Genomic DNA, 26,072 nt, shown 5'->3' with positions numbered 1-26,072 from the left:
CGCCTGGGGGGGCGCCGTCAAGTCATCTGCGTAAGAGCGGCTAACAAAACTACTGCGCAGCCACCAGGCGGGCGCGGACGGTGCTCGGAATCCTCATGTACCACTCGTACACTGCGGTTCCTCCGCGCCGTCCGCACCCACCTGGCGACTGCTCGCTACGCTTCGTCAGCCACTCTTAAGTCCACGTCTTCAAGGATTGGGGAGATCTTGTTCATGCGAGCCATGCTGCTTCGAGCTGCAGTGTTGTCGTGCGCGTTGGGGTGTGCCGGGTACGCCCAGGCGCAGGTGGTCATCAGCCAGGTCTATGGCGGTGGCGGCAACAGCGGCGCCACCTACAAGAGCGATTTCGTCGAGTTGCACAACAACGGCAGCGAGGCGGTGAGCCTGGCCGGCTGGTCGGTGCAGTACGCCTCGGCCGCCGGCAGCAGCTGGCAGGTCACCCCGCTGAGCGGCAGCATCGCGCCCGGAGGCTACTACCTGGTCAAGCAGGCCGACGGCAGCGGCGGCAGCACCGCGCTGCCCACGCCCGACGCCACCGGCACCATCGCCATGAGCGGCACTGCCGGCAAGATCGCGCTGAGCAAGGGCAGCGCCGCACTGAGCGGCGCCTGCCCGGCTGGCAACGCCGACTTCGTCGGCTACGGCAGCAGCGCCAGCTGCGCCGAAGGCAGCGCCCCGACCGCCGCGCCCAGCAACACCCTGGCGGTGCTGCGCGGCAACGGCGGCTGCACCGACAGCGACAACAACAATGCCGACTTCGCCACCGGCGCGCCGACCCCGCGCAACAGCGCCGCGGCGGTCAGCCTGTGCGGCGGCGGCAACCTGCCGGTGGCCAGCGTGGCCAACATCAGCCGCGCCGAAGGCGACAGCGGCAGCACCGCGTTCGTGTTCACCGTGACGCTGAGCCAGCCGGCCGGCAGCGCCGGCGTGAGCTTCACCGCCGCCACCCGCGACGGCACCGCCAGCGCCGGCAGCGATTACCAGGCGCTGGCCGCCACCCAGGTGACGATCCCGGCCGGCGAAAGCAGCGCCGAGGTGCGCGTGCTGGTCAACGGCGACACCAGCAACGAACCGGACGAGACCTTCTACCTGGACATCAGCGGGGTCAGCGGCGCGCTGCCGTCCATGCTGACCGCCAGCGGGGTGATCCTCAACGACGACTTCAACCTGGTGCCGATCCACAGCATCCAGGGCAGCGGCGCGCGCTCGCCGCTGGTCGGCCAGGTGGTCGCCACCAGCGGCATCGTCACCGCGCGGCGCAGCGCCGGCTTCTTCCTGCAGACGCCCGACGCCCAGGCCGACGCCGACCCACTCACCTCCGAGGGCATCTACGTCTACACCGGCAGCGCGCCGCCGGCCGAGGCCGCGGTGGGCAACGCGGTGCGGGTGCAGGCCACGGTGGTCGAGTACGTGCCCAGCACCGACCCCAGCCAGCCGCCGCTGACCGAACTGAGCTCGCCGACGGTGCTGCTGCAGTCCACCGGCAATCCGTTGCCGGCCGCAGTCGAACTGACCACCCGCTTCCCCGACCCGAACGGCGCCTACGACCAGCTCGAGCGCCTGGAAGGCATGCGCGTCACCGTGCCCAGCCTGACCGTCAACACCCCGACCCTGGGCAACGTCAACGAGACCAACGCCAGCGCGACCAGCAACGGCGTGTTCCATGCCGTGGTCACCGGCCTGCCGCGCGCCTGGCGCAGCGCCGGCGTGCAGCAGCCCGACGCGCTGCCGGCCGGCTCGCCAAGCGATGTGCCGCGCTGGAACACCAGCCCGCAGGTGATCGCGGTCGGCAGCGCCGGCCTCGGCGGCGAGCGCATCGACGTGGCCGCCGGCTGCACCGTGCTCGGCGTCAGCGGCCCGCTGGACTACAGCTTCCGCCGCTACACGATCTACCCGGAAACCGCGCCCAGCGTGCAGTGCAACGGCGCCGACCAGCCCAGGCCGGCCCCGGCGCCGCAGGCCGACGACGTCAACATCGCCACCTACAACATGGAGCGCTTCTTCGACGACCAGAACGATCCGGCGATCGGCGAACCGGTGCTGACCGCGGCCGCCTACCAGGCCCGCCTCAACAAGGCCTCGCTGGCGATCCGCAACTACCTCAACACCCCCGACATCCTCGGCACGGTGGAGATCGAGAACCTGAGCGTGCTGCAGACCCTGGCCGACCGCGTCAACCGCGACGCGGTGGCCGCCGGCCAGCCCGATCCGCAGTACGTGGCCTACCTGCAGGAAGGCAACGACGTCGGCGGCATCGACGTCGGCTTCCTGGTCAAGACCGCGCAGATCGGCGCCGGCCTCGCCCGCGTCGAGGTGGTCTCGGTGAGCCAGGAAGGCAAGGCCGCCACCTGGACCGGGCCCAGCGGCACCGTGAGCCTGCTCAACGACCGTCCGCCGCTGCTGCTGAAGGCGGTGGTGCATTTCGCCGACGGCCGCGCGCTGCCGCTGACCGTGGTCGAGGTGCACCAGCGCTCGCTCAACGGCGCCGAGACCGACGACGCCAGCGGCCAGCGCATCCGCGCCAAGCGCCAGGCGCAGGCGGTGTTCCTGGCGAACCTGCTGCAGGCGCGCCAGACCGCCGATCCCACCGAGCAATTGCTGGTGATGGGCGACTTCAACGCCTTCGAGTTCAACGACGGCTACGTCGATGCGATGGGCACCATCACCGGCCTGCCGGCGCCCGACACGCAGACCGTGGTCGGCGGCGACGGCGCCACCCTGGTCGATCCGGCGCTGTACAACCTGACCCTGCTGTCGACGCCGGACCAGAGCTACTCCTATGCCTACGACGGCAACGTGCAGTCGCTGGACCACATCCTGGCCAACCGCGCGCTGATGCGCTCGGCGCAGATCGCCGGCCTCAGCGAAGCCCACGCGCGGCTCAACGCCGATTTCCCGGCCGTGGCGCGCAACGACGCCAACTCGCCGGCGCGGCTGTCCGACCACGACCCGGCGGTGGTGCTGATCAAGCTCAAGCCGCTGGAGCGCGCCGACCTGAGCCTGCGCGTGAGCGCCGCCAACGCATCGGTCTATGCCGGCGACACCATCCGCTACAGCATCACTCTGGCCAATGCCGGCCCGGACGCGGCGCGCGCCGCTGCGGTCGCCTTCGCCCTGGACGCGGCGGTGGCCCCGAGCGTGACCGCCGCCCCGGGCTGGGACTGCGCCGCGCCGGACGTGGCCGCGCAGACCGTGGTCACCTGCAGCACCGCACAGTTCGCCGCCGGCACCACGCCGCGCTTCGAGGTGGCGGTGCCGGCCGGCGCCGCCCTGGTCGGGCGCAGCCTGAGCCTGGCCGCGTCGGTGGCCTCGCAGACCGAGGACCCCAACCCCGGCGACAACGGCGGCAGCGCCACGGTGGCGGTGCAGGCGCGCCCGGCCGGCGACCTGGCGGTGTCGATCGATGGCCCGGCCACCCTGCCGTTCCTGGCCTTCTTCGCCGACTACCGCATCGACGTGCGCAACCACGGCAACGCGCCGGTGCAGGGCGCCAGCCTGGAGATCGACGGCAGCACCCTGTCGGCGCTCACCGCGCTGGTGCCGCCGCGCGGCTGGCAGTGCGTGCGGCAGAACCACGGCCTGCGCAGCGCGCGCTTCCAGTGCCGCAGCGGCGCCGACCTGGCGCCGGGCGCCAGCGCCGCGTTCCGCCTGAGCCTGGCGACGCGGCCGCTGCCGGCCGACCGCCAGATCGTGATCGGCGCCAGCGCCGGCTCGACCTCGGCCGACGCCGACCCCAGCGACAACAGCGCGCGCTTCAGCACCTACGTGGAAGGGCTGCGCCTGTTCGGTCGCTGATCGCGGCAAGCGGTGCAAGTGCGAGGGCGTGGCCGCGAGGCCACGCCCTTTTTGCTGGGGCGACGCCGACCCGTCACCGATCATGTGCTGCCGGTATTCAGCGGGGCACCCGCGATATCGCGTAGGAGCGGCTTCAGCCGCGACGGGGCGTTCCGTGAAGGCCCGTCTCGGCTGAAGCCGCTCCTACGAGGTTAGGCGTAGCGGGCGCTGGGGCGCCCTCGCGCCGCGCTTGCACGCCTACGTCTTCCGCCCTTGTCCAATGCTCTCGCCTGTCGACGCGCGCGGCGCACTGCGGGCATCTACCGGCGCCACCGGTGGACACCCACGCGCACATGAACGGCATGCATCGCAGTGCAACATCGGCGATACCCAACGCCATCAATCGGCAACGCGGCGCGACCAGGCTTTTCTTGTGCGATACGGCATCAGCACGTGCTGCGGTGCACGACGGCTTTTGTGCACGGCTTCCTTAACATGCCGACTCATATCATTTGAAACTTGTTGTCGAGAGCGCCATCGCCATGAGCATCGCCGCCCAGTTCGAAATTGAGTTCCTGCAGTACCTCGACGCGGGCGGCCAGCCGGTCCGCGACGCGCTTCCGGCCGACTCGGCCAACCCGCAGACGCTGCTGGCGCTGTTCAAGCAGATGCTCTACGTGCGCACCTTCGACAGCAAGGCGGTGGCCCTGCAGCGCACCGGCAAGCTGGGCACCTACGCCTCGTGCCTGGGCCACGAAGCCACCCACGTCGGCATCGGCGCCTCGATGCGCCGCGGCGACGTGCTGGCGCCCAGCTACCGCGAGTACGGCGCCATGTTCATGCGCGGCGTGCGCCCGCGCGAGATCCTGCTGTACTGGGGCGGCGACGAGCGCGGCAGCGACTTCCAGCGCGATTCCGACGCCGCCCGCGACTTCCCGATCTGCGTGCCGATTTCCACCCAGTGCCTGCACGCCGCCGGCGCCGCGCTGGCGTTCAAGCTGCGCGGCGAGGCGCAGGTGGCGGTGGCCACCTGCGGCGACGGCGGCTCGTCCAAGACCGACTTCTACGCCGCGCTCAACTCCGCCGGCGCCTACCAGTTGCCGCTGATCCTGTGCGTGATCAACAACGGCTGGGCGATCTCGGTGCCGCGCACTGCGCAGACCGGCGCGCAGACCCTGGCGCAGAAGGGCCTGGCCGGCGGCCTGCACTGCCTGCAGGTGGACGGCAACGACCTGATCGCGGTGCTGGAGGCGATGCGCCAGGCGCGCGAGCGCGCGCTGGCCGGCCAGGGCGGCACGGTGATCGAGTTCATGACCTACCGCCTGTCCGACCACACCACCGCCGACGACGCGCGCCGCTACCGCGACGATGCCGAGGTCAAGCAGGCCTGGGAACGCGAGCCGCTGCTGCGCCTGCGCGCCTGGCTGAGCGCGCAGGGCCTGTGGAGCGAGGACGAGGAAGCAGCGTGGAAGCAGGAATGCGCGCGCCTGGCCGACATCGAGCTCAACGCCTACCTGGAGACCCCGGTGCAGCCGGTGGAAGCCATGTTCGACTACCTGTACGCCGACCCGCCGCCGGACCTGCTCGCGCAGCGTGCCGAGGCCATCGCCCTGGAGCAGCGCCATGGATGAGCTCAGCCCTCGCCTCGCCGACCACGCGGCCGCGTCTGCGGCCGGCACCGCCCACAGCGCGGCGACGTCGCGCGGAGACACCCCGATGACCAGCACGCCCATTACCTTGATCGAAGCGGTGACCCAGGCGCTGGCCTGGGAACTGCAGCACGACCCGTCGGTGCTGGTGCTGGGCGAGGACGTGGGCGTCAACGGCGGCGTGTTCCGCGCCACCGCCGGCCTGCAGCAGCGCTTCGGCGCGCAGCGCGTGCTCGACACGCCGCTGGACGAGACCACCATCGCCGGGCTCAGCGTCGGCCTCGCCGCGCAGGGCATGAAGCCGGTGGCCGAGGCGCAGTTCGACGGCTTCGTCTACCCGATGGTCGATCACCTGATCTGCCACGCCGCGCGCCTGCGCACCCGCACCCGTGGTCGCCTGCACTGCCCGATGGTGCTGCGCGTGCCGTGGGGCGGCGGCATCCGCGCGCCGGAACATCACAGCGAGGCCAACGAAGCCATCTTCACCAACGTGCCGGGCCTGCGCGTGGTGCTGCCGTCTTCGCCGCAGCGCGCCTACGGCCTGCTGCTGGCGGCGATCCGCGAGCCGGATCCGGTGATTTACATGGAGCCCAAGCGCATCTACCGGCAGTACAAGGAAGTGGTGGCCGACGACGGCGAAGCGCTGCCGCTGGACGTGTGCTTCGTGCTGCGCGACGGCACCGACGTGACCCTGGTCGCCTGGGGCGCGCAGGTCAAGGAAGCGCTGGAAGCGGCCGACCGGCTCGCCGCCGACGGCATCAGCGCCGAAGTGATCGATGTGGCCACGCTGCGCCCGCTGGATTTCGACACCATCGCCGAATCGGTGGCGCGTACCGGACGCTGCGTGATCGTGCAGGAAGCCCCGCGCAGCGCCGGCTTCGGCGCCGAGATCGCCGCGCGCCTGGCCGAGCAGTCGATGTACGACCTGGTCGCGCCGGTGCAGCGCGTGACCGGCTACGACACCCACATCCCGCTGTTCCGGCTGGAAATGAAATACCTGCCGAGCACCGACAAGATCGTGGCGGCGGCCAAGCGGGCGATGGCCGCGGGTTGATATGCAGGCACGTTTGATCAGCGATTACCGCGCGGCCTATCCGCATCCGATCCGCATCGCCGCCGGCGAGCGGGTCGCGCTGGGCGTGCGCGACGAAGAGTGGCCGGCGTTCGTCTGGATCACCGGCGCCGCCGGCAGTGCCGGCTGGGCGCCGCTGGCCTGGCTGCAGCCGACCGGCGACGGCCATGCCGTGGCGCTGCGCGATTACGACGCGCGCGAACTCGATGCCGCGCAGGGCGACACCGTCGTCCTGCATCACGAATACGGCGACTGGTGGTGGGCCGAGCGCGCCGACGGCACGCAGGGCTGGCTGCCGGCACGCGACCTGGAACTGCTGGAAGAGACCACATGAGCCAAACCAAGAACTTCAATCTGCCCGACCTGGGCGAAGGCCTGCCCGACGCCACCATCGTCGAGTGGTTCGTCAAGGAAGGCGACACCATCCGGCTGGACGAGCCGCTTGTGTCGATGGAAACCGCCAAGGCGGTGGTCGAAGTGCCCTCGCCGGTCTCCGGCAAAGTGCTGAAGCTGGCCGGCGCGCCGGGCGACATCGTCGTCACCGGCAGCATGCTGGCGCAGTTCGCGCCCGACCCGAACCTGCCGCAGCGCGCCGAAGGCCAGGATACCGGCCATCACCACGGCGGCGCGGCGCCGGCCGCTTCCGGCAAGGGCGCCGGCGCGGACACCGCCGCGGCCGACGACCGCGTGGTGGCCTCCGACGACGGCGGCGAGCTGCACGACGCCGACAACGCGCAGGCGGCCGGCGAGCGTGACGATGCCGGCACCGTGGTCGGTGCGATGCAGAGCTCCAACACCGTGCACAGCGAGCAAGCCGTGTCGGTCGGCGGCGTGCGCGCGATGCCGGCGGTACGCGCCCTGGCCAAGAAGCTGGGCGTGGACCTGGGCCGCGTGCGCGCCAGCGGCGCCGACGGCGCGGTCACCCTGGCCGACGTCAAGCAGGCCGCGGCGGATGGCTCGGCGAAGGCAGGTGCGACTGCGGGAGCGGCTTCAGCCGCGACCGCAAGGCGTCCTGCTGTCGCGGCTGAAGCCGCTCCTACGAACGCCCCCCCGTCAGCCGCAGCGCCCGCGCGCACCCCGCTCTCCGCCGCCGGCAAGCCGATGCGCACGCAGCCGCCGGGCGTGGCCGTGCAGGGCCAGCCCGAACCGCTGAAGGGCGTGCGCCGCAACATGGCACGGGTGATGGCCGAGGCGCAGCGCCAGGTGGTGCTGACCACGCTCAACGACGACGCCGACCTGCACGCGTGGACGCCGGGCAACGACACCACCGGGCGCCTGGTGCGCGCGATCGTCGCCGCCTGCCAGGCGGTGCCGGCGCTCAACGCCTGGTTCGACGGCGAGGCGCTGACCCGTACCCTGCACGCGCACGTGGACATCGGCATCGCCGTGGACACCGACGACGGCCTGTTCGTGCCGGCCCTGCGCAACGCCGACATGCTCGATGCACGTGGCGTGCGCGAAGGCATCAACCGCCTGCGCCAGCAGGTGGAGGCGCGCAGCATCCCGGCGTCGGAACTGAGCGGCTACACCATCTCGCTGTCCAACTTCGGCATGTTCGCCGGCCGCTACGCCACGCCGATCGTGGTGCCGCCGTGCGTGGCCATCGTCGCCGCCGGCCGCGCCCGCCACCAACTGGTGCCGGTGATGGGCGGCGTGGAAACGCACAAGATCCTGCCGCTGTCGCTGAGCTTCGACCACCGCGCCTGCACCGGCGGCGAAGCGGCGCGGTTCCTGCGCGCGATGATCGACGACCTGGCGCTGCCGGCCTGAGCAAGCACCTCCTCGCCGCAGCGTGCGGCGAGGGGCGAAGCTGCAACCGCGGATGCGCGAGCGTCGCATCGCATTGCAGCGCATTCGCCATCCGAGCCGCGCTTCTCCCCATGGTTCCTCTCAACCGCTCCGTAGTCGAAGAATCGTTCGACCCGTCGTAGGAGCGGCTTCAGCCGCGACACGCTGTACCGACCGTCTGTCCGGCCGATCCCAAACGGGACGAGTGCTGCCGCTAGCCAGCATATTTGCCCCGCTCCGCCATCACGTCCAACTGCATTCGCGGCTAAGGTGCTGGGCCTACAGCATTCCACCCAGGCAACGTGTGCCCGCACCTCGCCGCTTTCGCATACCGAGGCGCCACATCTTCGTAAGGCTGCTTCAACCGTGACGCTGCATTCCCCGCATTATCTCGTCGCGACTGAAGCCGCTCCTACAACGCACGTTTCGCTCAAAGCGTCTACATGACCTCTGACGGAGCGGCATCAACCACGTGCGTACTCGCAGCGTTATGCATGAAGCTGCGATCGCGCACGCACCTGCCTCGACCGCGCATCCCACATCACCGAACCGGCGCACGCTGCATTCAAGCGCCAAAAATCCTGAACACAACCTGTCTACCACGCGATGCAGCGCGGCCGTTATGGTCGCTGCACAGGGGGAGGCACTGCGCCGATCGGCCGCACTGCCCAGTCGTCATGCCACGTCACCGCGCCACGGCCGCTTCGCTGCCGCGCCGGCGTGTCCTTCCTTCTCGCGTTCGAGGATTCCGCTCATGACTCTGCCAAGTCGTCATCGTCCGTCGGTGCTGCTGCCCGCCCTGCTGCTCGCGCTCGCCGCCACCTCCGCCAGCGCCGCGCAACGCGTGGACCTGCATGCCAAGAATCCGGACACGCTCGGTACCCAGTACCGCAGCGCCGCTGCGCGCGTGGGCGGTATTCCGGCGGCGGCCGCCGTGCGCCATGCCGAACTGATCGGGCTGGACGCCGAATCCGCGCTCACCCTGCTCGGCAGCAGCGAAGATGCCGATGGCACCGTGCACCGCCGCTACCAGCAGACCTTCCGCGGCATTCCGGTGTGGGGCGAACAGGTGATCGTCAGCGAACGCGCCGACGGCAGCGTGCACAGCCTGTTCGGCCGCTCGGTGGCCGGGCTGGCCAGCGAGTTGCCGAACACGGCCTCCAATGCGGCTAGCGCCACGCTGACTGCCGATCGCGCGCTGCTGCTGGCGCAGCGCGTCGCCCTCGGCACGGCCCAGGCCGAGCGCCGCATCGAGCGCGCGCAGGCGCCGCAGATGATCTATCTGGACGACAGCGACCGCGCGCACCTGGCCTACGTGGTGTCGTTCTTCGCCGATGCGCCGCAGGGCGGCACGCCGAGTCGGCCGTTCGTGATCGTGGACGCGCGCAGCGGCGCGATCCTCAAGCAGTGGGAGGGCCTGACCACCCGCGACGCCACCGGCCCGGGCGGCAACACCAAGACCGGCCAGTACGAGTACGGCAGCGACAGCATCCACGGCTTCCTGGACGTGGACAGCAACTGCCGCATGCAGAACACCAACGTCAAATCGGTGAACCTCAACGGCGGCAGCTCCGGCACCACCGCCTTCCAGTTCACCTGCTCGCGCAACACCTACAAGGCCATCAACGGCGCCTATTCGCCGATCAACGACGCACACTACTTCGGCGGCGTGATCGAGAAGATGTACCGCAGCTACGTCGGCGTGGCGCCGCTGACCTTCCAGCTGGTGATGCGCGTGCATTACGGCTCGCGCTACGAGAACGCGTTCTGGAACGGCTCGACGATGAACTTCGGCGACGGCAACACGCGCTTCTATCCGCTGGTCAGCGCCGACGTCGCCGGCCACGAGGTCTCGCACGGCTTCACCGAGCAGCATTCCAACCTCACCTACTCCGGCCAGTCCGGCGGCATCAACGAAGCGTTCTCGGACATGGCCGGCGAGGCCACCGAGTACTACCTCAAGGGCAGCAACGACTTCCTGGTGGGCGCGGAGATCGTCAAGGCCAGCGGCGCGCTGCGCTACATGGCCAACCCGACCCAGGACGGCGCCTCGATCGACAACGCCGCCAACTACAGCAGCGGCATGAACGTGCACTACTCTTCGGGCGTCTACAACAAGGCCTTCTACACCCTGGCCAAGACGTCCGGCTGGAACACGCGCAGCGCCTTCGAAGTCTTCGCCCGCGCCAACCAGCTGTACTGGACGCCCAGCACCAGCTTCAACAGCGGCGCCTGCGGCGTGCAGACCGCGGCCAGCGACCTGGGCCGTTCGGTGACCGCGGTGCGCAATGCCTTCGCCGCCGTCGGCGTGAGCTGCCCGCAGTAACGCCCGCACCGCACGCCCGACCATCGATCGCGGTGGCCGGGCGTGTGACGATACAGATCGGCAAGGGCATGCATTGCGCCGACCCACGCTGACCCAGCGCTGCCGAGAGCACGGCGATCGTCACGCAAGCGCCGCGTGGCCGAGCCATGCACGTGCGTGGTGTGCACATGAACCGGAACACACCCGCGGAGGCGCAGCGATCGGCATCCGCGCGGCACCCGCATGGCCACGGCGATGACGCCATGGCGACGACGGTGCGCTAACGGCGCTGCCCTATACTGCGCGCCCCCACTCGACGCCCCATGTCGACATGCCGGTCGTCTGCATCGTGATGCCGCGCGTGCGATCCACGACGGCAGACGGCGCCCCTGTTCTGTGCCCATTTCGTCTTCTCTTCCCTGCGTCCAATGCCGCCTTCACCGCCAGCCGCCACCGCGGACGGCGCGGCGCCTGCACGCAAGCGGGTTCTCCGCGCCCAACGACGGCGCCGTCTGCGAGCGCATGGCGCGCCGCACCTGCGCCGCCACGCCGCGCGGGAACCGAACGGGACCTTGCCATCGGCACGCGGTGCCGTCGCGATCCGCCGTGGCGAGACGGCATGCCTGCGTCACCCGCGTGGGCCGACCGCCTGCGCGCAACGGCACCGGCTCCCCTCATCACTTCCCTTCCGATCCGAGACGTCCCATGCATCCCGCCACGTCCGTCGCGCAAGCCGTGCGCGCCGATCTGACCCCCTTCCAACATGACCTGCTCGCCCGACGCTTCGACGCGGTGGACGCGCAGTTGCGGACGCTGCTCGCCGCGACCGACGCAGCCGGCGAGGCGAGCTTGTACGCGCGGATCGTAGAAGAGACCGGTGCACTCGCGGCGGCCCGCCCCGGTGCGCTGCCAGCCGTGCTGGACGCATGGCAACAACAGTCTCCGGACAGTCCGGCACCGCGGCTCCTGCGCTGCGCCTGTTGGGAGCGACGCGCGCTGCAGGCGCGTGGCACGGGCTGGGCGGAAGGCGTCGGCGCGGCGCAGTGGCGGGCGGTGCGCCACGCGCAATGGCACTTGTTTGCAGACGCGCTGCAGTTGATGGCGCGGTCTCCGCTGCCGTGGATCCTCGGCACGCTGCTCACCCGCAGCGTGCAGGTCTTCGGCGAACCGGACTGGCTGACGCACTGGCGATGCGACGGCGTGCATCCCAGCGACAACGACACGCTCGATGCGGCGGACGCGCGGGACCTCGCGTCCCTCGGCCTGCCCGCGGTACTGCCCGCGCAACTGCGCGCGCCGGACGGAAGGCCGGTCCCCGATGATCCCGTGCCGCCGGCGTGGTTCTGGCTGTCGCTGACGCTGCGCCACAGCGGCCATGGACTCGCAGCCTTGCTGTCCTACGCCACGCTGCACACTCCACGCTGGGGCGGCAGCCGCGAAGAGATCCTCGCGCTGGCCGAAGGGCCGCTGGCCGCCCGCCTCGACCCTGGCGAACGCCAGCGTCTGCGCCTGGTCGCCTGGCTCGATGCGATCGACGTGGACAGCATCGACACCGACGACGCCGAGGCGATCGCGCAGGCGCTGCACCACGGGCATGCCATGTTGCAGCGTACGCACGACGATGGCGACCGTGCGCAGCTGCATCTGCAGTTGGCGGAGCTGTACAGCTTCGCCGAGCAGCCTGACCAGGCCGTTCCCCACCTGTCGGCCGTCGCCGCGTTGCCGGCGCCGTTGCGCCTGGACGATCACCAACTGCTGCGGGCGTTGCATGCTGCGGTGCATGGCGGACACCTGCAGGCCGACTGGCTGGGCGCCCTGGCCGCGCGCAGCTGCACGCAGAGCGCGCATGCGGCCGTGCTCTACGGCTTGCTGTGCGATACCGGCTGGGGAGGCGTGCAGCGCGATCCGGCCATCGCCGAGGCGTGGTACCGGCACGCCGCCACCCTCGCACCGTTGCCCGCGCCGGAAGAGGTGTGCCCGTTCAACGACGTCTACTACGCCTTCGACGAGCAGGTGCAGCACGGTCCACTGCAACACATGGCCAACTGCGGCGCCGAACTCGGCTATCCGGAAATGCAGTTCGCCCTGGGCTATCGCTACTTCGAGGATGAGGACAGCTACGACCCGGCGCTGGCGATCCACTGGTACCGGCGCGCGGCCGAACACGGCTTTCCGCGGGCCGCGTACAACCTCAGCCTGGTGTACGACCGCGGCATCGAACAGGGCGGTATCGCCGGGCTGGCACCGGACGAACTGGTGCGCCTGTCCAACGACTGCGAGATCGCCTGCCTGGAAGCCACCGCGGCGATGCCGACGCTGTCCGAACGCGCGATCCGCCGCGCCAATGCCTGTGTGCACGGCCTGCGCCACTTCCTCGCCCACCACGACGACGACCCGGCGCGGATCGAGCGCATCCTGGGCGTGCTCACCCGGTTCGCGCACGCCGGCTGGGCGGAGGCCATGCGCGGCCTCGGCTACTTCCATGGCACGACCTCCAATCCCACCTGGCAGGACTTCGACCGTGCGGTGCGCTGGTGCGAGGCGGCCTGCCGGCTGGCGCCGGACGATGCCGACAACCTGGCGCTGCGGCAGACCCTGCAGGGCGACGGCTGGCTGGCGAAGCGGCGCTATGCGCGCGCGGCGGCGCGGGCCGCTGAACGGGCGCACGATCTGCCGCACTGAGCGCGCCTTCACCCGTCCGTGCACGGTCGGCGATACTGCACGCCCGCCGTGACCCGCATGGCCTGCCGCTGCCCGTCTCCCCGATGTCGTTCGCTTCCCTCGGTCTGTCGTCCGCGCTGTATCCCGCCTTCGCCGCCGCGCTTGCGCGCGCCGGCTGGCAGACGCCCACGTCGATCCAGCAGCAGGCGGTGCCGCTGATCGTCGCCGGCCACGACCTGCTGGCCATGGCGCAGACCGGTTCCGGCAAGACCGCGGCGTTCGCCTTGCCGTTGCTGCAGGCCTGCGCGCAGGCGGCCAGGCCGGCGCGCTCCACCCGCGTGCTGGTGCTGGTGCCGACCCGCGAACTGGCGGTGCAGGTCGCCGACACCTTCGTCGCGCTGGGCCTGGAACTGCCGCGGCGACCGCGGGTGGTGGTGGCGGTCGGCGGGGTCTCGATCAATCCGCAGATGCTGGCGCTGCGCGGCGGCGCCGACGTGGTGGTGGCCACGCCCGGGCGCCTGCTGGATCTGCTGGAGCAGCGCGCCCTGCAATTGGACGCGGTGGCGCACCTGGTGCTGGACGAGGCCGACCGTCTGCTCGACCTGGGGTTCGGCGCCGAACTGGAGCGGCTGCTGCGCCTGCTGCCGCCGACGCGGCAGACCCTGCTGTTCTCGGCCACGGTGCCGGCGCCGATCGCGGCGCTGGCCACGCGCCTGCTGCGCGCGCCGCGGCGGATCGGCGACGCCGCCGACGCCGCACCGATTCCGGCGACGCTGCGCCAGCGCGCGATCGAGGTCGACAGCGCGCGGCGCCTGGGCCTGCTGCAGCATCTGCTGGAACACGAAGCCTGGCCGCGTGCGTTGGTGTTCGTGGCCAGCCGGCGCAGCGCCGAACAGGTCGCCACCGCCCTGAGCAAGGCCGGCATCGTTGCGCAACCGCTGCATGGCGAACTGGCCCAGGGCCGGCGCCAGCGCACCCTGGACGCGTTCCGCCAGCAGCAGCTACGGGTGCTGGTGACCACCGACCTGGCCGCGCGCGGCATCGACATCGCCGCGCTGCCGGTGGTGGTGAACTACGACCTGCCGCGTTCCACTGCGGACTACACCCATCGCATCGGCCGCAGCGCGCGCGCCGGCGCCGAGGGTCAGGCGCTGAGCTTCGTCGATGCGGCCAGCGCGGCGCATCTGCGCCTGATCGAAAAACGCCAGGGCGTGCGCGTGCCGCGCGAACGCATCCCCGGTTTCGAGCCGACGCCGGCACCGCCCCCGGCGACCGCACAGGTCGCGGAGGCCGCAGCCTCCACCGGCGGCATCAAGGGCAAGCGGCCGAGCAAGAAGGACCGGCTGCGCGCGGCACGTGCGCAGAGCGGCGAGCCACCGGCAGCCGGCTGAACGGCACCGCGTCGGCCTTGCCGCGCATCAGCGCGCATCCGTCGCCATGCCAACCCGTGCTGCGCCGAGAGACGTTTCCGGCCAGACACATCCAGACGCCTTGCGCCGTCGCGCGAACGCGACCGTTTCCGGCAAGAGGCGTCTCGAGGACACCTCACATCACCTGCGTTCGCTCCACGCAAGCCGAATCCAGGTTGCGCCGTAGGAGCGGCTTCCGCCGCCACGGGAGCGACCGGGAACGCTCCGCCGCGTGGAAGTCGCTCCCACGCATACGTTCCGTCGTTGTTGGAGCCGCCCTTGCATCCCCAGCCGCGCGACGCGGGCTGCGGCAATGCCACAGAGGCGATGGGCGATGGGACCGCGCGCCGCGGCACGGCGCCGACGCGGCAGGCGTGCCGGATCGGGCTCAGTCCTCGAACGGATCGCGCTCGTCCTGGCCACCCTTGGCCCGCGGCGGCCGCGTGCATGCCCGGCTGCGGATTTCCACGTAGAACTGTTCGCCGCCGGCGGCGACCAGCGCGTCGACCGCGCGCAACAGCTCGGCCGGCGGCAGCACCGCGGCAGTGGCTTCCTCGGTGCCGAACAACGTGTCGAAATCCCAGTAGTCGGCACCGGCCGGCAGGGTCTTGCGGCGCTCGCGGCGGATGTACTTGCGGATGTCGTGCTTGGCGGCGTCGAGCAGGCGGTCGGGATGCTTGCCTTCGATGCGGAGCCGGTAGGTCTTCTTCACTGCGGGAAATCCTGGAAAGGGAATGCGGCGGCCAGCGCAGCGCGGCGGCGCGGCGGGCGCACCGGCAGGCGGCGCGTGCCACGGGCCGTCATGGTGCCAGAAGCGGCCGCGCGCTGTGGAATGCGCGGATAATCGGCGCACGCCCCACCGCCATGCAGGAGCCACCGATGAACGATCCGTCCGCCTTCGCGGGGTACCGCGTCCTCGTCGCCGGCGCCAGCCGTGGCATCGGCCTTGCCATCGCCGACGCCTTCGCCCGCCACGGCGCCGCCGTGGCGATCTGCGCGCGCAGTCCCGCGCCGCTGGCCGATGCCGCCGCGCACTTGCAGCACCATGGCCACCTGGTCGCCTCGCAGTGCTGCGACCTGGCCGACGCCGCACAGATCGAGGGCTGGGTGGCGCAGGCCGCAGATGCGCTGGGTGGCATCGACGTGATGATCAACAACGCCTCCGGCTACGGCCATGGCGACGACGATGCCAGTTGGCAGGCCGGCTTCGACATCGACCTGATGGCCGCGGTGCGCTGCAACCGCGCGGCGCTGCCACGGCTGCGCGCCAGCGGCCGCGGCTGCATCCTCAACATCAGCTCGATCAACGGCCTGCGGCCAACGCCACGCGTGCCGGCGTATTCGGCGGCGAAGGCGGCGCTGAACTACTACACGACCACGCTGGCGACGCAGCTGGCGCGCGAACGGATCCGGGTCAACGCGATCGCGCCCGGTTCCATCGAGTTCCCCGGTGGCCTGTGGGAGCAGCGCCGTCAGCAGCAGCCCGAGCTGTACCGGCACATCCGCGCCAGCATTCCGTTCGGTGCCTTCGGCGCGCTCGACGACGTCGCCAACGCGGCGCTGTTCCTGGCCTCGCCGCAGGCGCGCTGGATCACCGGCCAGGTGCTGGCGGTGGACGGCGGACAGTCGCTGGGCGCCTAGCGGGTCGCGCGTACGGCCGCGGCCAATGCACGCGAGCGCGCTACGGCGAGCGTGGGCTGCACGCGATGCGGTGCTGATGTGGCCTGGCGACGACGCCGCGCTGCAGACGATCGCCCCATGGCCGGCTGTCGCTATCGCACACGCAATGCTGCGAACTCGCGCACGCTCTCCAATCCCCAATCCCCAATCCCCACTCCCCAATCCCGGCTCCTACACCAACTGCGCCGCCTCGATCACCTGCACGCCCGGACGCGGCTGCAGCGCGGCCGCGACCAGCGCCGCGGCGATGCGCTCGGCCGGATTGATCCGGTAGCGCCGCGGCAGCAGCGGCCCCAGCGCGCGCAGCACCACGCTGGCGGCATGCTCGCCGCGACGGCGTTGCGCACGTTCGCCGCCGATCAGCCCGGGCCGCACCAGGGTCAGGGAGGGATAGCCGAGTGTGCGCAGGTCGTGCTCCAGATCGCCCTTGACCCGGTTATAGAACGCCCATGAGCGCGGATTCGCCCCCAGCGCGGAGTTGAGCGCGAAGGCCTCGGCCCCGTGCTGGCGCAGTCGCTGCGCGATCGCCAGCGGATAGTCGTGATCGACCCGACGGAACGCCTCGCGCGAGCCGGCCTGGCGCATCGTGGTGCCGAGCGCGCAGATCGCCGCATCCACCTGCCACCACGGCGCCTGCGCCGGCAGCGCGTCGAAGTCCAGCACCGGGTTGTGCAGCTTGGGATGGGTCATGGCCAGCGCGCGCCTGGTCGGCGCGATCACCGCGCTGCAGGCCGGCTCGGCCAGCAACTGGGTGAGCGCATGGCCACCGACCAGGCCGGTGGCGCCGGCGAGCAGGATTTTCATGGGAACGGCCTTGGAGCTGGCGGGAGGTGGCGACTATCGCAGGGGTGGCGGGAAGGCGCTGTCGGGGATGTTTGCGGTGTCCAGGATCCATGAGGCGCTGCGCGCCCGTACCCTCACCCCAACCCCTCTCCCGGTGGGAGAGGGGCTTTGGCTTTTCCCTTCTCCCACTGGGAGAAGGTGCCCCGCAGGGGCGGATGAGGGTACGGCAGCCCAGCTAGGCGTCCATCCCACACGGCAGGCCCAGCACCCCGCTCCACACGGTCGCCGCGCCGAACCAGGTACGCCACAATAGCCGCCCCATCGCGCCGGCCGGCGCGCTGCAACCTGACGAGGAGCGGTTCGATGTTCGTGGTGTGCGGAGAGGCCTTGTACGACATCTTCATCGACGGCTATGCCGGCACCTCGGTCGGGATGACCGCGCGCCAGGGCGGTTCGCCGTTCAACGTGGCGATCGGCCTGGCCCGCCTGGGCGCGCCGTCGGCACTGTTCACCGGCCTGTCCACCGATCCGCTCGGCCGCCAGCTGCGCGCCACCCTCGAAGGCGAAGGCGTGGCCCTGGACTACTGCATCGACAAGCGCGAAGCGACCACCCTGGTGATGGTCGCGCTCGACGCCGGCGGCGTGCCCAACTACGCCTTCTACGGCACCGGCTGCGCCGACCGGGCGCTGACCGAAGCCGACCTGCCGGCGCTGGACGCGCGCGTCGGCGGCCTGCATTTCGGCTCCTACACCCTGGTCGCCGAAACCACCGCCAGCACCTTCCAGGCGCTGGCCGAGCGCGAGCGCGGGCAGCGCCTGATCTCGCTGGACCCGAACGTGCGGCCGACGGTGGAGCCGGACATGGCGGTGTGGCGCGCGCGACTGGCCCGCTGGATCGCGCTGGCGCACGTGGTCAAGGTCAGCCAGGAAGACATCGAACTGCTGTATCCGCAGCAGGATCCGTTCGCCGTCGCCCGCAGCTGGCTGCAGCAGGGGCCGTCGCTGGTGGTGATGACCCTGGGCGGCGACGGCGCGGTGGCCTGGCGCGGCGACAGCGAGGCGCGCGTGCCCGGCCGCGTGGTGCAGGTGGTCGATACCGTGGGCGCCGGCGACAGCTTCCAGGCCGCATTGCTGCAGCAGTTGCCCGATCCGGCCGCGCTGGCGGCGCTGGGCAGCGACCCGGCCGCGCTGGAGCGCCTGCTGCAGTTCTGCGTGGCCGCCGCGGCGATCAACTGCACCCGCGCCGGCGCCAACCCGCCCAGCCTGGACGAGGTCCGCGCCGCGCTCTGAGGACGCCCCACGGCGTGCACGGCATGCCCGCGGCCGGCGTCCCTATGATGGGCGGCCGCCCCACGGCGCCGCATCCACCAGGAGACCTGCCTTGATCGACCTGTCCGACATCGCCGTGCGCCTGGGCATCGCCGCGCTCGCCGGCGCGGCGATCGGGTTGAACCGCGACCTGCACGGCAAGCCGATCGGCATCCGCACCCTGGGCCTGGTCGGCCTGGCCACCGCGATGGTGGTGCTGCTGGCCGACCCGCTGGGCAAGGGCGGCTTCACCGACGCCGGCAGCCGCGTCATCCAGGGCATCCTGACCGGCATCGGCTTCCTTGGCGCCGGCGTGATCTATCACACCCAGAAACACGTCCGGGTGCATGGCCTGACCAGCGCCGCCTGCGTCTGGCTCACCGCCTGCATCGGCATCATGTGCGGCGCCGGCCAGTGGCAGATCGTGGCCGTGTCGCTGGCCATCGCCTTCGTCATCCTGTTGTTCGGCGGCCGCGTCGAGCGCGCATTGCACACGCTCCTGGGCGGCAAGCCGCACGGTGCCGCGGCGACCGATCAGTCGTCGGACGACGGCCCGCACCAGCCCGGCAAGTAGCTCGCGTCCCGGCTCTTGGCGAGCGCGAGCGCGGTCTCCACGGCGCGGGCGAAATCCTCCTTGATGTCGCGGCGCCGCAGCCGGCGGCGGAACAGGTCGGCCCACAGGAATTCGCTGAAGGGCGTGGTGTCCTTGGCATAGCCGCCCGCACGCCGGACCTCGCCGGCGAGGCTGCGGTAGGGATCGTCCTTCAGGTCCGCGATCGACGTCGGCATGTCCTTGAACGGACGGCGCTCGCCCTTGGCGTCGTAGGGATAGGCCCAGCGGCGATGATCGAGCACGCTCCACAGCGCGGCCTTGTCGACCACGCTGAGGTCGGCGATCACCGTGACCAGGATGTCCTTCACCCCTTCGTCGTGCAGCGCCCGCGCCAGATGGTGGTGGTCGACCACGTAGTACCTGCCGTCCGGCCCCAGCACCACCGGGATCATGTGCGTGCCGAGCAGTTCGGCCTGCGTGTGCCTGGACGCATGCGCGCGCCAGCGCTTGCGCTTCTCCTTGACCTCGCGCATGCCCACGGTCATTTGCGTGGGGCGCAGGGACAGGATCGGGACCGGGTGCAGCAGCGGTTCGCGGGAATCGGCCATGTTCGGTCTCCGTGGAGGTGGGGGGCGCCGCGGGAGGCGCGGCCGCCAGAGTGCCAGCGCCGTCCGCATTCTGCACAGCGCCGTGGCATGCACTCCCCTCTCCCGCCGGGAAAGGGGTTGGGGGTGAGGTGCGGCCGCCAGGGAACCTCGTCACCAGACACCTCCCTAGCCACCCGACCCTCATCCGCCCCTGCGGGGCACCTTCTCCCGGAGGGAAAAGGGATCAGGTCGCCGCTCCGACGAAGTCCTCCGCGCCCGCTTCACTCCCCTCTCCCACCCGCTTCACTCCCCTCTCCCACCGAGAGAGGGGCTGGGGGTGAGGTGCGGCCGCCAAGGAACCTCGCCCCCAGACACCTCCCTAAGCCACCCGACCCTCATCCGCCCCTTCGGGGCACCTTCCCCCGAAAAGGGGGCCATGGCCCCGGAAGGAGAAGGAAGCAAGGAGCCGGGGTGAGGGTGCGCCCGCAATGGAGTCTTCTTCACAGACCCACCACCCGCCCGCTCAAGCGCACACCGCCGGCGCCGATATCCAGATCCTGAGCGCTACCATGGGCGGCGCATTGACCTGGGGAGGAGCCGGCTGGCATGTCGGACCAACGCGACGAGCCGCCGATCAGCGGACTGCGCAAGCTGCTGTCGCCGCGTCGGCGCGATCCGGCGCCCGTGGCGGCCGCGACGCTGCCGGCGCGCGCGCATGGGCAGGGCCATGGGCACAAGCACGCCCATGCGGCGCTTCCTGCGGCAGCCGCGACCGACCCGGCTGCCGCCACCGCCGCGTTGATCCGCCTGTTCCAGCAGGCGCAGGAGCCGCTGGGCCTGCTCGGCGCCTTCGCCGACGGCATGGCCGCGCTGCATGGCGAGTTGGGCGACATGGGCCGGCGCCTGCAATCGGCGGCCAGCAGCGGCGACTGGCCCAGCTACGGCCGCGCGCTGCGCCAGTTGATCGACAAGTACATCCGCACCATCGACGTCGAGGATCCGCTGGCAGGACCCAGCGACAGCGAGCGCCTGCGCGACCTGCTGCGGCAGACCGTGGCGGGCGCGCTGGCGGCGCTGCTGCACACCCTGCCGGAACTGGCCGGCGAAGCCGAGGCCAGCGGCGAGGCGCTGCGCCAGTGGCGACCCGGGCAACCGCTGGAGCCGGTGGCGCAGCAGGTGCGCGAGCTGTGCCACCAGATCGCGTTGCGCGCCAACGACAGCCAGGAGCAGCAGGCGCTGTTGCTGAGCCTGTTCGACCTGCTGCTGGAGAACGTCGGCGAACTGCTCGACGACACCAGCTGGCTGCAGGGCCAGATCGCGGTGGTGCGCGACCTGATCGCCGGGCCGCTGGACCGCTACTCGATCGAGGAGGCGCGCGGCAGCCTGCGCGAGGTGATCTACAAGCAGGGCCTGCTCAAGCAGGGCATCGCCGAATCCAAGGAGGCGATGAAGGACCTGATGCTGACCTTCGTCGAAGATCTGGACGGCATGGCCGCCAGCACCGGCGAATTCCACGACCGCATCGCCGACTACTCGCAGACCATCCGCGACGCGCGCAGCATCGCCGACCTCAACCGCCTGCTGCAGGAAGTGTTGCAGGACACCGGCCACGTGCAGGAGCAGGCGCTGCGCGCGCGCGACCACCTGATCGCCGCGCGCCAGGAAGTGGAGGCGGCCGAGCAGCGCATCCTGCGCCTGGAGCAGGAACTGCAGGACGTCAGCGGCCTGGTGCGGGTCGACCAGCTCACCGGCGCGCTCAACCGCCGTGGGCTGGAGGACCTGTTCGCGCGCGAGCTGGTACGTACCGAACGCAGCGCGCAACCGCTGTGCGTGGCGATGCTGGACCTGGACGATTTCCGCCAGCTCAACGAGACCTACGGCCACCCCGGCGGCGACAGCGCGCTGCGTCACGTGGTGGAAGTGGCGCGCACGACGTTGCGCGCCAGCGACGCCATCGCCCGCTTCGGTGGCGAGGAATTCGTGCTGCTGATGCCGGACTGCACGATCTTCGAGGCCAGCGCGGCGGTGAACCGCGTGCAACGCGCCCTGGCCCAGCGCGCGGTGGTACACGAGGACCAGCGCGTGTTCGTGAGCTTCAGCGCCGGCGTGGCCCTGCGCCAGCCCGGCGAAGCGCAGGACGCACTGATCCGCCGCGCCGACCGTGCGCTGTACGAGGCCAAGAAGGCCGGCAAGAACCGGGTGGTGTCGGCCGATTAGCTGGCGCCGGCGTGGCCGGCGCGGGATTGGCGAGTCGGGATTGGGGACGCGCAAAAGCGCGCATGCGCGGCGCCGTTACGAATCCCGGATCTCCAATCCCGAATCCCTACTGCCGCACCTTCTTGATGCCCAGCACCACCGCCAGCACCACCGCGCCGGCCACGATACCCACCACCGCATTGCCCAAGGCCAGCACCAGGCTGCCCAGGCCGCCGCTCGGGGCGATGGCCTCGATGGCGTGGTGCAGCGGGCCGATGCTGTGCACCAGGATGCCGCCGCCGACCAGGAACATCGCCGCGGTGCCGGCGACCGACAGGGTGCGCATCAGCCACGGCGCCAGCCACAGGATGCCGCGGCCGATCGACGCGGCGGCGGCGCCCTTGCGGCTCAGGTACAGGCCCAGGTCGTCGAGCTTGACGATGCCGGCGACCAGGCCATAGACGCCGGCGGTCATCGCCAGCGCGATCGCCACCAGCACCGCGACCTGCTGCACGAACGGCACGCCGGCGACCACGCCCAGCGACAGCACGATGATCTCGGCCGAGAGGATGAAGTCGGTGCGGATCGCGCCCTTGACCTTGTCCTTCTCCAGCGCCACCACGTCCACCTGCTGGTCGGCCAGCGCCTGCACCTGCTGCGCGCGACGTTCCGCGTCCTCTTCCTTCGAATGCAGGAAACGGTGCGCCAGCTTCTCCACGCCCTCGAAGCACAGGAAGGCGCCGCCGATCATCATCAGCGGGGTGATCGCCCACGGCAGCCAGGCGCTGATCGCCAGTGCCGCCGGCACCAGGATCGCCTTGTTCAGCAGCGAGCCCTTGGCCACCGCCCACACCACCGGCAGTTCGCGGTCGGCGTTCACCCCGGTCACCTGCTGCGCGTTCAGCGCCAGGTCGTCGCCGAGCACGCCGGCGGTCTTCTTGGCCGCGACCTTGGTCAGGATCGACACGTCGTCGAGCAAGGTGGCGATGTCGTCGAGCAGGGTGAACAGGCTGGCGCCGGCCATGCGGGGATTCCGTGCGGGGTGAGCGGCGATTCTCGCCGATTCCGCCGCGCGGGTGCGTGAGCGGCACGGTCTCAACCGCGCGTAACGCCGGCTCGGCTATCGTGCCGACGACGCCGCACGGCCCGCACAGGACACCCGCATGGACCAGTTCCTCACCGCCCCCCGCGCCATCGTCGACGACGTGCTCGCGGCCGTGGCCACGCTGCAACCGCTGCTGCTGTCCGAAACCGGCAGCGGCACCCGCATCGTGCTGCAGGCCGCGCGCGATCCGCGCCAGGTCGCCGTGCTGTCCGGCGGCGGTGCCGGGCACGAACCGGCGCATGCCGGCTTCGTCGGCCCCGGCATGCTCAGCGGCGCCATCGCCGGCGACCTGTTCGCCTCGCCCGGCGTGGAGGCGGTGCTGGCGGCGATCCGCGCCTGCGCCGACGCGCCCGGCGTGCTGCTGGTGATCAAGAACTACACCGGCGACCGGCTCAACTTCGGCCTGGCCGCCGAGCGCGCCCGCGCCGAGGGCATCGACGTGGCCAGCGTGCTGGTCGCCGACGACATCGCCCTGCCCGACGCCGCGCAGCCGCGCGGCATCGCCGGCACGGTGCTGGTGCACAAGTACGTGGGCCACCTGGCGCGCGAGGGCGTGCCGCTGGCCGACCTGGCGCAGCGCGGCCAGGCCTTCGCCGACCGCCTGCTGTCGCTGGGCATGGCCTTGTCCAGTTGTAGCGTGCCCGGCCAGCACGTCGGCCGCCGCGCGCCGGAACTGGGCCTGGGCATCCACAACGAACCTGGCGCGCGGCCGGTGCAGCCGAGCACGGTGGCGGAAGCGCTGGCGCTGGTGCTGGACCCGCTGCTGGCGCAGGCCGATGCCCGCTTCGGCACCGACGCGCCACTGGTCCTGATGCTCAACGACCTCGGCGGCTGCTCGACGCAGGAACTGGGCGTGCTGACGCGGCTGGCGCTGCAGCGCATCGGTGTCGAGCGGGTGGCGCTGATGGCGGTGCCGGCGGCGCTGATGACCTCGATGGACATGCACGGTTTCTCGATCACCCTCGCCCCGGCCGATGCCGACGTGCTTGCCGCGCTGCAGGCGCCGGTGCAGACCCTGGGCTGGCCCGGCGTGCGCGTGCCGCACGCGGTGCGGACCTTTGCGCCGGCACTGAAGCGCGACGACAGCCACCGCCAGGGGGCGCGCGATGCGCAGTGCGCCGCAGCGCTGGCGCGGGTGGCGCAGGCACTGATCGCCGCGCAGGCGGAACTGGACGCCCTGGACGCGCGCAGCGGCGATGGCGACGCCGGCAGCACCTTCGCCGCCGGGGCGCGCGCCCTGCAGCAGGCGTTGGACACGGATGCGCTGGCCACCGGCGACGCCGCCGCACTGGCGCGCGGCCTGGCGGCGACGATCGAACACAGCATGGGCGGCTCCAGCGGCGTGCTGCTGTCGATCCTGTTCACCACCGCCGCCAGCGCCCTGGCAGACGGACGCGACTGGGTGCAGGCGCTGCAGGCCGGCGTGGCACGGATGCAGCACTACGGCGGCGCACAACGCGGCGACCGCACCCTGCTCGATGCGCTGCTGCCGGCACTGGACGCCCTGGCGCAGGGCGCCGGCGTGGAGGCCGCCGCGCACGCCGCCCGCGCCGGCGCCGATGCCACCGCACAGCTCACCCGGGCTGGCGCCGGCCGCGCCGCCGCGGTGCCGGCGGACGCATTGCGCGGCGTGATCGACCCCGGCGCCGAGGCGGTGGCGCGGGCGTTCGCAGCCTGGCGGTGAGAGGCGGCCAATCATGTCGGCCAACACGGTTAAAGGCAGGCCTGGGTCATCCGCGACGGCAGGCGCTACCGCGACCGCCTGTCGCGGCTGAAGCCGCTCCTACGACAAGCCGGCACATGGCATGCGTAGCGTTATGACCGCACGCGCAGGCAGACCCGCATGCAGTTCAAGGACCATCGCCGGCTGCAGCCTTTGTAGGAGCGGCTTCAGCCGCGACAGGCTGCACCGGGAACGCCCGTCGCGGCTGAAGCCGCTCCTACAAGGCTTGCGGCAAACTGGTGCACTGTGGGAGGGACTTCAGTCCCGACGCGCGCGTGTCGAAATCGCCAGCGCCTTTGGAACATCGCCCCGCCGCCCGCTACTCCGCCGACGCAGCCTCCAGCACCTGCGCCACCGCCTGCAGCGAGCCGTGCACCGAGCCGGGCTGTAGCGCCAGCGCCTGGGTCTTGCCGCGCACCACCACCTCCATGCGCTGCGGCACGCCGCGCGCATCGCCGACGATGCGGTAGGTGGTGTCGCCGCGCGTGAAGCTCAGCACCTGGTGGTCGGCGTCGTAGTCCATCGCCTCGCCCTCCGCATTCGGATACAGCAGATCCACCCGCTGCTGCGCGCCGATCGCCGCATAGAACGGCTTGCCGCTTGCGCCGTCGCCGACATTGGCGAACACCACGATGCGCTTGCCGGCCGGCGCCAGGCGGAACGCGAGCAGGAGCTTGCGCTCGCCCGCGGTGGTACCGCCCTGCTCGTCCCACAGATAATGCGTGTCGGCCACGCGCTTGCCGGCACGGTCGCGGTACACCGTCTCCTGCGCCAGTCCCGGCCCCTCGCTGCGCGCATCCTCCACCACCTCGCGCTCCAGCAGCGGCTCGCCATCGCGTACCGCGTACGTCGCGTACTGGTGCCAACAGCAGCCGTCCTTGGTCATGGTGTGGAGTTCGCGCGCTTTCGCATCCACCTGGAACAAGCCGCAGTTGCTCTGTGCCAGTTCGGTGAAACCGGAACTGGCCTGGAAGCCGTCGGCGGTGCCCAGGTACACCTGGTAGGACGGGCCGTGATAGCAGCTGTTCTGGCCGTCCATCACCGCCAGGTCCTTGATCCCGTCGAAATTGAAATCGTCGTAGATCAGCACGCTCTGCTCGCCGTACGGCAGTTCATGCACGTTGGCCTTGACCTTGCCGCTCTTGCCATCGGTGTCCAGCACCAGTTCCGACGAGGCCACCTCGAGCAGCGGCGTGGCGTTGCCGCGGGCGAACACGCGCACGATCCCGGGACGGAACACCTCGTCGTTGTCCTCGACCTCCAGGGTCGCGCGGTAGCGGTCGGAAAAGTCCTGCAGCTCGTAACTGCGGCGCGTGCTGGCGGCGAAGGCCTTGGCGTCGAACTCCTCGCCGGCATAGCGCTGGGGCGCGGGTGCCGCAGCCGCAGTCGCCGACAGCAGCCCCGTCAGCAACGCGCACGCGCACAGGACGGCGGCACGGCGGACGGCAGGCAGAACGACGACGGACATGGCAGCGCTCC

General features: G+C 71.2%; 18 protein-coding genes and 1 other RNA gene. 14 read left to right on the top strand and 5 right to left on the bottom strand.

The annotated features are described in order from the left end of the window. The first annotated feature begins 95 nt into the window (after positions 1-95). The 9 genes from FHR56_RS12365 to FHR56_RS12325 all read left to right on the top strand — a co-directional run bounded on the left by FHR56_RS12365 (position 96) and on the right by FHR56_RS12325 (position 14,640). Positions 96-171: non-coding RNA, sX9 sRNA (locus tag FHR56_RS12365), on the top strand. Positions 172-213: 42 nt separating this feature from the next. Continuing rightward, positions 214-3,795 (top strand): lamin tail domain-containing protein, encoded by a 3,582-nt coding sequence (locus tag FHR56_RS12360; RefSeq protein WP_160945749.1) that lies wholly within the window; start codon positions 214-216, stop codon positions 3,793-3,795. A 521-nt stretch (positions 3,796-4,316) separates the two neighbouring features. Next, positions 4,317-5,405, top strand: a complete 1,089-nt coding sequence (gene pdhA, locus FHR56_RS12355; RefSeq protein ID WP_160945606.1) for a pyruvate dehydrogenase (acetyl-transferring) E1 component subunit alpha — start codon at positions 4,317-4,319, stop codon at positions 5,403-5,405. Further along, positions 5,398-6,477, top strand: a complete 1,080-nt coding sequence (locus tag FHR56_RS12350; RefSeq protein ID WP_160945607.1) for an alpha-ketoacid dehydrogenase subunit beta — start codon at positions 5,398-5,400, stop codon at positions 6,475-6,477. The genes pdhA and FHR56_RS12350 overlap by 8 nt, the downstream gene beginning before the upstream one ends. A gap of 1 nt (position 6,478) precedes the next feature. Further along, positions 6,479-6,829: an SH3 domain-containing protein gene (locus tag FHR56_RS12345; RefSeq protein WP_160945608.1), complete on the top strand. Its 351-nt coding sequence runs from the start codon at positions 6,479-6,481 to the stop codon at positions 6,827-6,829. Continuing rightward, positions 6,826-8,265, top strand: a complete 1,440-nt coding sequence (locus FHR56_RS12340) for a dihydrolipoamide acetyltransferase family protein (protein ID WP_160945609.1) — start codon at positions 6,826-6,828, stop codon at positions 8,263-8,265. Before FHR56_RS12345 ends, FHR56_RS12340 begins: the two co-directional genes overlap by 4 nt. 772 nt (positions 8,266-9,037) lie before the next feature. Next, complete coding sequence (locus FHR56_RS12335; protein ID WP_160945610.1) at positions 9,038-10,609, top strand: M4 family metallopeptidase; 1,572 nt, start codon at positions 9,038-9,040, stop codon at positions 10,607-10,609. 222 nt (positions 10,610-10,831) lie between these two features. Next, positions 10,832-13,270 carry a DUF4034 domain-containing protein gene (locus FHR56_RS12330; RefSeq protein WP_184502636.1) on the top strand — a complete coding sequence of 813 codons (2,439 nt, stop codon included), beginning with the start codon at positions 10,832-10,834 and terminating at the stop codon, positions 13,268-13,270. An 83-nt stretch (positions 13,271-13,353) separates the two neighbouring features. Continuing rightward, on the top strand, positions 13,354-14,640 hold the full coding sequence (locus FHR56_RS12325; protein ID WP_160945612.1) for a DEAD/DEAH box helicase: 1,287 nt from the start codon (positions 13,354-13,356) through the stop codon (positions 14,638-14,640). A gap of 406 nt (positions 14,641-15,046) precedes the next feature. Here FHR56_RS12325 and FHR56_RS12320 read toward each other — a convergent pair whose 3' ends face one another. Next, positions 15,047-15,370: a DUF6172 family protein gene (locus tag FHR56_RS12320; RefSeq protein ID WP_160945613.1), complete on the bottom strand. Its 324-nt coding sequence runs from the start codon at positions 15,368-15,370 to the stop codon at positions 15,047-15,049. Positions 15,371-15,537: 167 nt separating this feature from the next. On the opposite strand from FHR56_RS12320, the gene FHR56_RS12315 reads away from it, so the two are divergent. After that, entirely contained in the window at positions 15,538-16,299 is a 762-nt protein-coding gene (locus tag FHR56_RS12315) for an SDR family oxidoreductase (protein WP_160945614.1), read from the top strand. A 210-nt stretch (positions 16,300-16,509) separates the two neighbouring features. On the opposite strand, the gene FHR56_RS12310 is transcribed toward FHR56_RS12315, so the two are convergent. Then, the gene (locus FHR56_RS12310; RefSeq protein WP_160945615.1) at positions 16,510-17,142 is read right to left on the bottom strand and encodes an NAD-dependent dehydratase; all 633 of its coding nucleotides are present in this window, start codon (positions 17,140-17,142) and stop codon (positions 16,510-16,512) included. Between the two features lie 342 nt (positions 17,143-17,484). On the opposite strand from FHR56_RS12310, the gene FHR56_RS12305 reads away from it, so the two are divergent. Both FHR56_RS12305 and FHR56_RS12300 read left to right on the top strand, forming a co-directional pair. Beyond that, complete coding sequence (locus FHR56_RS12305) at positions 17,485-18,411, top strand: carbohydrate kinase (protein WP_160945616.1); 927 nt, start codon at positions 17,485-17,487, stop codon at positions 18,409-18,411. Positions 18,412-18,502: 91 nt separating this feature from the next. Then, positions 18,503-19,003 (top strand): MgtC/SapB family protein, encoded by a 501-nt coding sequence (locus tag FHR56_RS12300; protein ID WP_160945617.1) that lies wholly within the window; start codon positions 18,503-18,505, stop codon positions 19,001-19,003. On the opposite strand, the gene FHR56_RS12295 is transcribed toward FHR56_RS12300, so the two are convergent. Beyond that, entirely contained in the window at positions 18,964-19,590 is a 627-nt protein-coding gene (locus tag FHR56_RS12295) for a ParB-like protein (protein ID WP_160945618.1), read from the bottom strand. The genes FHR56_RS12300 and FHR56_RS12295 overlap by 40 nt on opposite strands. A 585-nt stretch (positions 19,591-20,175) precedes the next feature. Here FHR56_RS12295 and FHR56_RS12290 point away from each other — a divergent pair. Beyond that, positions 20,176-21,786, top strand: coding sequence for a GGDEF domain-containing protein (locus tag FHR56_RS12290; RefSeq protein ID WP_160945619.1), 1,611 nt, complete (start codon positions 20,176-20,178; stop codon positions 21,784-21,786). Positions 21,787-21,892: 106 nt separating this feature from the next. On the opposite strand, the gene FHR56_RS12285 is transcribed toward FHR56_RS12290, so the two are convergent. Further along, positions 21,893-22,789, bottom strand: coding sequence for a DUF808 domain-containing protein (locus FHR56_RS12285; RefSeq protein ID WP_160945620.1), 897 nt, complete (start codon positions 22,787-22,789; stop codon positions 21,893-21,895). Between the two features lie 139 nt (positions 22,790-22,928). Between FHR56_RS12285 and FHR56_RS12280 the strand changes: the two genes are divergently transcribed. After that, on the top strand, positions 22,929-24,554 hold the full coding sequence (locus FHR56_RS12280; RefSeq protein ID WP_160945621.1) for a dihydroxyacetone kinase subunit DhaK: 1,626 nt from the start codon (positions 22,929-22,931) through the stop codon (positions 24,552-24,554). Between the two features lie 358 nt (positions 24,555-24,912). On the opposite strand, the gene FHR56_RS12275 is transcribed toward FHR56_RS12280, so the two are convergent. Continuing rightward, a complete protein-coding gene (locus FHR56_RS12275) occupies positions 24,913-26,061 on the bottom strand; it encodes a hypothetical protein (RefSeq protein ID WP_160945622.1) in 1,149 nt (382 codons plus the stop codon). Positions 26,062-26,072 lie beyond the last annotated feature (11 nt).

The organism is Xanthomonas sp. F10 (assembly GCF_014206815.1).
GTDB lineage: Bacteria > Pseudomonadota > Gammaproteobacteria > Xanthomonadales > Xanthomonadaceae > Xanthomonas_A > Xanthomonas_A indica.
The sequence above is the reverse complement of the archived record's forward strand: the minus strand, read 5'-3'. Positions and strand labels throughout refer to the sequence as shown.